Source organism: Bradyrhizobium sp. 61, assembly GCF_023073075.1.
Taxonomy (GTDB): Bacteria; Pseudomonadota; Alphaproteobacteria; order Rhizobiales; family Xanthobacteraceae; genus Bradyrhizobium; species Bradyrhizobium barranii.
Window position 1 is genome coordinate 159,389 of the sequence record NZ_JADPIU010000111.1, and the last position, 8,073, is coordinate 167,461.

The 8,073-nt window shown below is 59.0% G+C and carries 7 protein-coding genes; 5 read left to right on the plus strand and 2 right to left on the minus strand.

The features are described from left to right. Positions 1–2 precede the first annotated feature (2 nt). Together IVB46_RS42600 and IVB46_RS42605 are read right to left on the minus strand one after the other, a co-directional pair. The gene (locus IVB46_RS42600; RefSeq protein ID WP_247345942.1) at positions 3–2,408 is read right to left on the minus strand and encodes a TonB-dependent siderophore receptor; all 2,406 of its coding nucleotides are present in this window, start codon (positions 2,406–2,408) and stop codon (positions 3–5) included. Further along, positions 2,405–3,493, minus strand: a complete 1,089-nt coding sequence (locus IVB46_RS42605; RefSeq protein ID WP_247345945.1) for a tetratricopeptide repeat protein — start codon at positions 3,491–3,493, stop codon at positions 2,405–2,407. The genes IVB46_RS42600 and IVB46_RS42605 overlap by 4 nt, the downstream gene beginning before the upstream one ends. A gap of 39 nt (positions 3,494–3,532) precedes the next feature. Between IVB46_RS42605 and IVB46_RS42610 the strand changes: the two genes are divergently transcribed. The 5 genes from IVB46_RS42610 (at position 3,533) to IVB46_RS42630 (ending at position 7,838) form a co-directional block, all read left to right on the plus strand. Continuing rightward, positions 3,533–4,210: a hypothetical protein gene (locus IVB46_RS42610; RefSeq protein WP_247345949.1), complete on the plus strand. Its 678-nt coding sequence runs from the start codon at positions 3,533–3,535 to the stop codon at positions 4,208–4,210. A 305-nt stretch (positions 4,211–4,515) separates the two neighbouring features. Further along, on the plus strand, positions 4,516–5,244 hold the full coding sequence (locus IVB46_RS42615; RefSeq protein WP_247345952.1) for an autoinducer binding domain-containing protein: 729 nt from the start codon (positions 4,516–4,518) through the stop codon (positions 5,242–5,244). Between the two features lie 208 nt (positions 5,245–5,452). Then, entirely contained in the window at positions 5,453–6,091 is a 639-nt protein-coding gene (locus tag IVB46_RS42620) for an acyl-homoserine-lactone synthase (protein ID WP_247345955.1), read from the plus strand. A gap of 56 nt (positions 6,092–6,147) precedes the next feature. Continuing rightward, a complete protein-coding gene (locus IVB46_RS42625) occupies positions 6,148–6,684 on the plus strand; it encodes a hypothetical protein (protein ID WP_247345958.1) in 537 nt (178 codons plus the stop codon). A gap of 110 nt (positions 6,685–6,794) precedes the next feature. Continuing rightward, positions 6,795–7,838 carry an IS110 family transposase gene (locus tag IVB46_RS42630; protein ID WP_085404917.1) on the plus strand — a complete coding sequence of 348 codons (1,044 nt, stop codon included), beginning with the start codon at positions 6,795–6,797 and terminating at the stop codon, positions 7,836–7,838. The last annotated feature ends 235 nt before the right edge of the window (positions 7,839–8,073 follow it).

Here is an 8,073-nt window from a genome sequence, read left to right on the forward strand (position 1 = left end):
GTTCAGAATTTGATTGCGGCAGTAAGAGTGATGGTGCGGCCTGCAACAGGTGTTGCGTAGCCGTTTCCGAAAGCCGAGCTGTAGGTCAGCTTGTTAGTGAGATTTGAAGCCTTGAGCTCGACATGATGACGGTCATTGGGATCGTACGACAGCATTGCATCGACGGTCGTGGCAGCCGGAATCTGCATGGAGTTGAGATTGTTGACGTAGTAGTCCGACCTGTAATTGATCCCCCCGCCGACAAGCATGTGACCGGAAACTCCCGCCAGGAGCGGCGCGATGTCGTAGGTGGTCCAGACTGCAAGGCCATGTTCGGACACGAAAGGAACTTTGTTTCCGGCAGCAGAAACTGGAGTGAACGCGCTGATTGAAGACGCGATGATCTTGCTGTCCATGTAGGAATAGGACGCTTGCACATCCCAGCCGGCAGAGAGCTTGCCGGTAAGTCCGAGCTCAACCCCTTGAACCTGGACCTTGTCGTCGGTCGTGGTTTGTATTCCCGACGCCTGGTCGGTGTACGAGGTATTGTTCTTCTCCACTCGAAACAGTGCGGCGGTCGCTCCGAGATGACCCTCGAAGAGGCTCCATTTTGCGCCAATCTCGAATGTCGTGTCGGATTCCGGTTTGAGATTCGACGCACTAGGCGCCTGGGTTAGGCCGAGCGAAGAGCTCAAGGACGTGATGTTGTTGCCTGGCGGCGTGAAGGAACGCGCATAACTAAAATAGTAGCTCTGCTGCGGTGTCGGTTCATAGATCAGGGAAGCCTTTGGACTGGCGAATTGCGTGGTCGTCGAAAGAGCCGTTCCACCGATATCGCCCTGGACCTGGTAATGGTCCCAGCGAACGCCTGCCAACACGGACAAAGTGGGCGTCAGCCACATCCGATCGCTGAGGAACGGGCCAATGTCCCAGCTCGTGGCTGAAAGCCGACTATTGGGCGACATCACCAAAGCGAAGCCGGGCGAGTTCTGGAAGATCGGATTGAGCAGCGTCCCTGCCGGCTCAGTACCAGAAGGGAGGTAGAAGCTTGTCGCCGCATGTTGGGAATAGGCATCGATCCCTACCACCATTCGGTGACGAAAGGGACCAGTGTCGAAACGCATGGTCGCCGTGGTGACGTTCTCCCCGCCATGGCTAACCTGGTGTGTACCGCCGACAGACCAGATCGTGTAGGGCGTGGCCAGATTGCCCGCGAGCACATCAGTTGCGCAATTGCTCGGCGTGAAGAACCCGGGAGACGTACACATCGTGGGCGTGAACTTGAGGTCGCGCGTGTAGTATCCGAAACGGCTGTCGTTTGTGATCGTCAGCCAATCGCCAAACTCGCCCTTGTAGAGCATGGTGCCCACGTCAGCGCTTGCTCGATCGCGATCGCTCTCACGCCCGAAATAATTCGATCGAGGGACGCCGTATTCCGTGACAGGCTTTCCAATCACGCCTCGCGTGTTGACGATCGGAACGCCAAAATCGGGGCGCTGTACACTATCCTGATGCAAATAGTTCAAGATCAGTGACTGATCGGTGCCCAGACCGAGCCCAAGCGAGCCGAGGAAACCACCGCGATCCGAATAGACGTGGTCACGATCCACGACATCCTGACCATGGCCCATGGCGATGATCCTCAACGCGACGGTGTCATTAAGTTGACGATTGACGTCGAGAACACCGCGTCCATAGGGGCCCGATCCAGCTGTTGCCTCAAACGAGGACTGGTTGCCGAGATGCGCTTTCTTGCTGTCGATCTCGATGACGCCGCCGGTTGTGCCGTTGCCGAAGCTCTGTGACGAGGGGCCTTTCAACACAAGGACATTTTCGGTTGCGAAGCTGTCACGCACATACGAACCGAAGTCGCGCAGGCCGTCGACATACACATCGCCGGAAGCATCAAAACCGCGGATTCGAAACTGGTCACCGTTGATGCCGCCATTGCCTTCACCCGTCGCGACCGTAATGCCGGGCACATACTGCAGGACCTGGTTTATTGTGGCAGCGTGCTGCTGCTCGATCACCAATTGCGGTATGACCGTGATGGTCTGCGGTGTGCTTTGCAGGGAATCGGGGAGACGATTGAGCCCGGTGCCGCGTTGCAGCGAATTCGCCGAGGAGCTTGTTTGCGTCGACGCCTGCTTCTGCTGCTCCGTCGGCTTCGCTGCGCTGGTATTTCGGACCGGCCGCGGAGCGGGGCCTGATCCTGCGTTGGTGGTCGCCCGGTGCCGCGTCCTGGTAGTTTCGCGGGGTGCTTCTACCTCGATTGCCGGAAGTGCTGTGGCACCGCTGGTGGGTGCCGTTGAAGGCTCGCCCGTTTGGCCCTCCGCCTTAGCCGCGGCAACAAACAGAAAGCCATTGGCAAGGCTCGCTGCGGCACCAAGGCCGGAAAGAGCAGGTCGCAAGGTTTCGATGACGGTCACAAAGCCTCCTTTGAGAATAACGACGTTGAACCAGCCCGCCTCGCAAGGCGGCCCGAAATGATTTCGAACTTGGCAGCGAGGTAACGGAGAAGCCGACCGCTGATCGGGGCATGAGCGCGCATTGTCGAATCCGGTTGCCTCTTTGCTGCGGATGTCTCGAATGGCCTTCTGGCTTGGTCGATGCCGGGAAAGTGCGCCGTCTCCCGATAGAGCGCGGTTGCATATGCGGAGACGTCCTCTGGGTTTCCGGCATCCGCAATGCGCTTGAGCGCCTCGATGCCATTTCGCCGCAAGGCGGGCTCGCTTCGTGCCAGCAAAAGCGGCGCGATGCGCCGGCGGAAGCCGTTGTCGCTCCCGGCAACGGCGCGTTGCAGCCAGAGATCGGCCTCGGCGATAACGCCCTGACCGTGAAGGATCATTGCAAGGTTGTACTGGGCCCAGTGATCGCCGAGACTTGCCGCACGGGCGTACCAACACATGGCGGTCTTTCGATCGGCTGGACCAACCCAGCCTTCTTCGAGGAAGCGGGCGAGCGAATTCATCGCCTTCACATTCGCCCTTGATGTGCCGCCTTCAGCGGCCGCTCGGAATAGTACGAAACTTCGCGGCCGGTCTGCTGGATTGCCGCCGCGCATCAGCATTTGTGCCAAATTGACTTGTGCCCAAACGTGGCCAGCTTTCGCCGCTAGCGCGAACGATTCCATGGCGAGCTGCGAATCGGGCTCGACGCCCCAGCCCTGCTCGTAGCAGCGGCCAACCATGTTCCGTCCGTCCGGATCGCCGGATGCGGCGGCCCGCTCGAACCAGGCGAAGGCCGCCTTGGGGGCGCGGCCAATGCCCTTTCCATTCAACAGCAACTGTCCCCAGACAACCTGGGCCGGCGCCATGCCGGCCTGTGCCGCAGCCCTTATCCATCGAACGGCATCTCCATGATTGCGATGGAGCAAGTCGCGCAACTGGTTATCGTTCAGACGCTGGGCGCGAATGTGGACAATAGGGCGAGGCAAGGAAAAGGAAGAGTACAGCTTCTCCCAAGCTGCCGATCCTCGCTCGGGAGAGCTTGTTTGACGAGGACCGGCTGCCATTCGTATTTCCGACAATTAGGACTGATTGTGACTTGGACAATGGCTACAGCAGGCCAGTGGCGGAGCGCATCGCGCAATCCGGCCAGTCCATTACTCAATTCGGCCAGCGGCGAAGAATCGATCCAAAAAGCTGTATGCGCCTTCAACTTGTCCGTTTTGGACAACGTTTTGGCGACCCAGACGAATGAGCTGGAAGCTAAGCCCGACTATCGTCCTTCGTGGTGCCCGCGCAAGTTGAACGGCCTGCTGCGTTGGCCGCACCAGCAGGAGTGTTCGATGCTGATGAATGTGGTCTCTTTTCCGATCGTAAGATTGACCTACGACGAAGGGCCCGGCCAAACGGACGACGAGGCTTTTGCAGCGTTCGAAACGCTCCTCGATCGTGGGGCGCCTTTCGTCATCATAGGGCAGGGGGATGCCCACACCGTGCAACATAAGCACGACCAGGAGGAGCGCAAAAGATTGGCTCTGTGGTCAAAGAACCATAAGCCACGGTTGCGCGCTCTCGTGAAAGCCATGATCTTTGTCGAGCCATCGAAGGCAAAGCGCCTCGGTATGAAAGCATTCCAGATCGTTTCCGAGAAGTTTTGGGGATATCCGATGTTGGTCGCCGCGTCGGACGCCGAGGCCCTGGCAACGGCTCACGCACTGTTGAAATCGTCCTCAAACAGGGCGCAACGCGCTGAGTCCGGTGCGTCGAATGATGATGCGCACTGACCTTGGCTCTCTCGGCCGCAATCGCTCCGAGTTGCCATCGCGGCTGCACCCTTGTCAGAGACGATGTCGCGATAGCGCCGAGACGAATGAAGCAATTGCCGCCCGGCGCTCTTGCCTGTTCGCGCGTGTTGGCCAATATCGTGGATGCCTTCATAAGGCCGGGGACATTGCCCGGTTCGCTATGGATCAATGAGGAGAAGCAGTGGCGATAGGGACGAACTTGGCGACTTTGTGCCCGGTTCCTTGGTCATTCACTACCTTGAGAACTGGCTGACGGCGTTTCACGCGCTAAGAGCAAGCTGAACATGAGCTCGATCAACAGGTCGTTTCAGGAATTTATCGATGCCCTTCAGATCGTCGATGATGAAATCGGCTTCGAAAGGGTCGGAACGCGCGTGGCTCAGCGTCTCGGCTTCAGATGGTTTGCCTATCTGCGCATCACGACCAATCAGCCGAAGCTGATATCGTCATATCCGAAGTCATGGACGAGCCGATATTTTGACCTTCGGTATCAGGAGCTCGACCCCGTGGTGCGAAGAGCAAGTCGCGAACACGGACTTTTCGGTTGGGGCCGTGGTGGCTCGGCGCCGGCGGGGACGCGTGAGCAGCGCCGCTTCTTTGAGGAGGCGATGACATTTGGAATAAAATCTGGAATTACTATACCGATCCGGGCCGGCTTCGGACAGTCAGCGGCCTTCACGCTGGCGACGGATCAGGCAGAACCTGTCGGGGAACGGTTCATGGCCGAGTCCAGGGACGTTCTCCAGCTTGTCGGCTTGTATTTCCACACGCATGTCTCGACGCGGCGCTCTGATAAACCGGTTTCGCCCGGCGACCAAACGGTGCTGAGCCAACGCGAGCGTCAGTGTCTGAGCTGGGCCGCGCGGGGCAAGACTATGGCTGACATTGCCATCCTCATTGGGATCAGCCCGAGAACGGTCACGTTCCACCTCGCAAACGCTCGCCGCAAGCTTGATGCATCATCGATTGCACATGCAGTGGCCGAGGCTATGCGTCGCGGATTGTTACCCTAAGCCGGCGCGACGCGTCTGGAAATCACAAATATCAATTCCCTGAGCTGTGATTGGCTTGAGCTTGCGCACAAGCTGCGGGGGCTTATTCTAACTTGCTGACACAACCTCTCTCTTCCGTCTGTAGGAATGCAACCTGTAGGTATCGACAGGCGCGCGCTTCGCGGGTTTTTGTTTCTGTGGCTTTCCATTCAACAGGGAGGCCGCAATCATGCAGGCAATCGCACTTGGTAATCACCAATTCGGCCAACATCTCGATTTGCTGACCGCGATGTATCGATTGCGCCGGCGCGTCTTCAAGGACCGCCTGGATTGGTCCGTGTCAGTATCGGGCGACCTTGAGCTTGACGTCTACGACGCCTTGAATCCGACCTATCTGATTGTGACCTCGAATGAGGGAGAGGTTGTTGGATGTGTCAGGTTCCTTCCGACCACGGGGCCGACCATGCTTGCCGATACGTTCTCCAGCTTGCTCGACGGACAAGCGATGCCGCGAAGCGACTCCATCCTGGAGAGCTCGCGCTTTTGCATCGACACCAAGCTCGCCACCGAGCTTGCCACAAATGGTCTGAGCCGCGCGACCTTCGTGCTGTTCGCGGCGATGATCGAACGAATGCGGTCGGCCCGGGCCGATACCATCGTAACTGTCACCGATGTTCGGATGGAGCGCATTCTGCGACGAGCCGGTTGGGCTCTCGAGCGGATCGGCACTCCGAAACGTATCGGGGAGACGATGGCATTGGCGGGCTATTTGCACGCCTCTGATGAGGCCTTGACCACGATGTACCGGCTCGCGGAGGTCTCGGGACCTGTTCTTGCCGCGCCGCTGCCGGCGCGCGCCGTTGCCTAAGAGATGTCGTCGCTGGGACCCGGCGGATACCAAAATCTTGCAACGTAGTTTGACGAATGCTGGCAGACCCACGGCATAGCAGAATTGTTCTGATTAATCTGGCGCGCGGCGAACAGGCTGATGTTTTGTCCGAGGTCGCCGCGCGCCGACGGGCTAGTCTTTCCTTACTACCAGCCTGTCGGCAAATCTTCGAGGTGGGCACGAGCGCGATTGGCGAATATGATCCTGCTAGGATCCCTCAAGAACTGGCCGGCTCGATCTCCGTGGTCGATATTGATGGTCTTTCCTTTTGGCGCGATTCACGATCCACCGAGCCTCTTGTGGCGGCGGGGCGCGGCATTGTCTTCCTAGGCGGAGCATGGCTCGAGGAAGAGGTCTTCGTTGCTGCGCTCGAGGGTGTCAGGCTCGGCTACGATATCCGGCTCCTCGCTGATATTGCCTTGGCGCGTGTCGAAGGTGATCGGCCTCTGGTACTCGATCGGCTGGCACAGCATGGCGTGTTGGCGACAACCGTTCGACAGACGATGCTGGAGTGGGCCGTTTGTGTCGATGACCCGGTCCTGAAACAAAAGGTCCAGCATCTGTTGTTATGATTGGACGCCGCCCTTGCGGGCCGGGCTCTCGTGTTGGGGTGGACGGCCCCCTTCCGCCGGTCTGCGTGGCAGAATGGGGTCGTCGACGACCTCAAACGAAGGAGCCGCCCGTGGAGACGATTGTTCGTATCGGTTTGGACACGTCAAAGAGCGTATTTCAGCTGCACGGCGTTGACGGGATGGAGCAGCCGGTCTTGCGACGCAAGTTGAGACGGGGCCAGGTTCTGGCGTTCTTCGGCCGTTTGCCGCCTACGCTTGTCGCGATGGAGGCTTGCGGAGCATCGCACTATTGGGCGAGGGAGCTGCGTTCGCTGGGGCATGAGGTGGCGATGATTCCGCCGCAATATGTCAAACCGTACGTGCAGCGTGGGAAATCCGATGCGGCGGACGCCGAGGCGATTTGCGAAGCCGCGAGTCGACCGAAATTGCAGAAGAACTTTGTGCCAATCAAAAGTCCCGAGCAGCAGGGCGCACAGATGCTGACTCGTGTGCGCAACCAGTTCATTGGCAGGCGCACCCAGCTCGCCAATTCGATCCGCGGCTACGCCGCAGAGTTCGGCTTCACCGCGCCCAAGGGGCTTGCAAGGCTTCCGCAATTGCTGATCGATCTTAAGGCTGATGCGACAGTCCCGGACTTGGCGATGGAGTTGATAGAGGCGTTGGCCGCAGAAATGGCGCGTGTCGATGATCAGATCGTTACGCTTGACAAGAAGCTCATGCAACTCCATCGAAGCAGCGAGATGAGCCGAAGACTTGCGACCATTCCAGGAGTTGGTCCGATCGGCGCGACGCTGCTGTCAATCAAGGTCGTGGATGCGCGCGGATTCAAGTCGGCAAGAAACTTTGCCGCGTGGCTCGGCCTGACCCCAAAAAATCACTCGACGGCCGGCAAGAACAGGCTCGGCGTGATTACACGCGCCGGCGACGGAATGTTGCGAACCGTCTTGGTAGCTGGGGCGACGGCAGTGATCGCGGATATGCGACGACGTGGGAGTCGCCCTTGGCCTTGGCTGAGAGACATGATCGCGCGCAAGCCGCCGAAGCTGGTGGCGATAGCGTTGGCAAACAAGCTGGCGCGGATTGCTTGGAAACTGATGGTTAGCGGCGAACGGTACCGGCCTGCGAGCGCCGTACCGATGCCAACGCCGAAATAGACTTAAGCGACAAATAGAGCTTGACGTCAGACGGGCAGATCTGACGCTGGGGCCGGAACTTGCAGGAAAGGAAGAGGTGGTACGTTCGGCGCGAGCCGGTCATGTGAGACACTCCGCTCGGTTTACCGGCAGCAAAGTACGCCTACGACGAAGGCCGCCTGATTGTCGCGTGCGCGCGGGCACGGCGAGCTATATGTGATGGCGTTGGGTGAAGGTCAGGCGGCTTGCTGATCGT

What these genes read in the sequence shown, in the direction of transcription:
- IVB46_RS42615 (WP_247345952.1), top strand. Translation starts at nt 4,516, where the DNA reads ATGAGCTCGATCAACAGGTCGTTTCAGGAATTTATCGATGCCCTTCAG.
- IVB46_RS42620 (WP_247345955.1), top strand. Translation starts at nt 5,453, where the DNA reads ATGCAGGCAATCGCACTTGGTAATCACCAATTCGGCCAACATCTCGAT.
- IVB46_RS42625 (WP_247345958.1), top strand. Translation starts at nt 6,148, where the DNA reads ATGCTGGCAGACCCACGGCATAGCAGAATTGTTCTGATTAATCTGGCG.
- IVB46_RS42610 (WP_247345949.1), top strand. Translation starts at nt 3,533, where the DNA reads ATGGCTACAGCAGGCCAGTGGCGGAGCGCATCGCGCAATCCGGCCAGT.
- IVB46_RS42605 (WP_247345945.1), bottom strand. Translation starts at nt 3,493, where the DNA reads ATGGCAGCCGGTCCTCGTCAAACAAGCTCTCCCGAGCGAGGATCGGCA.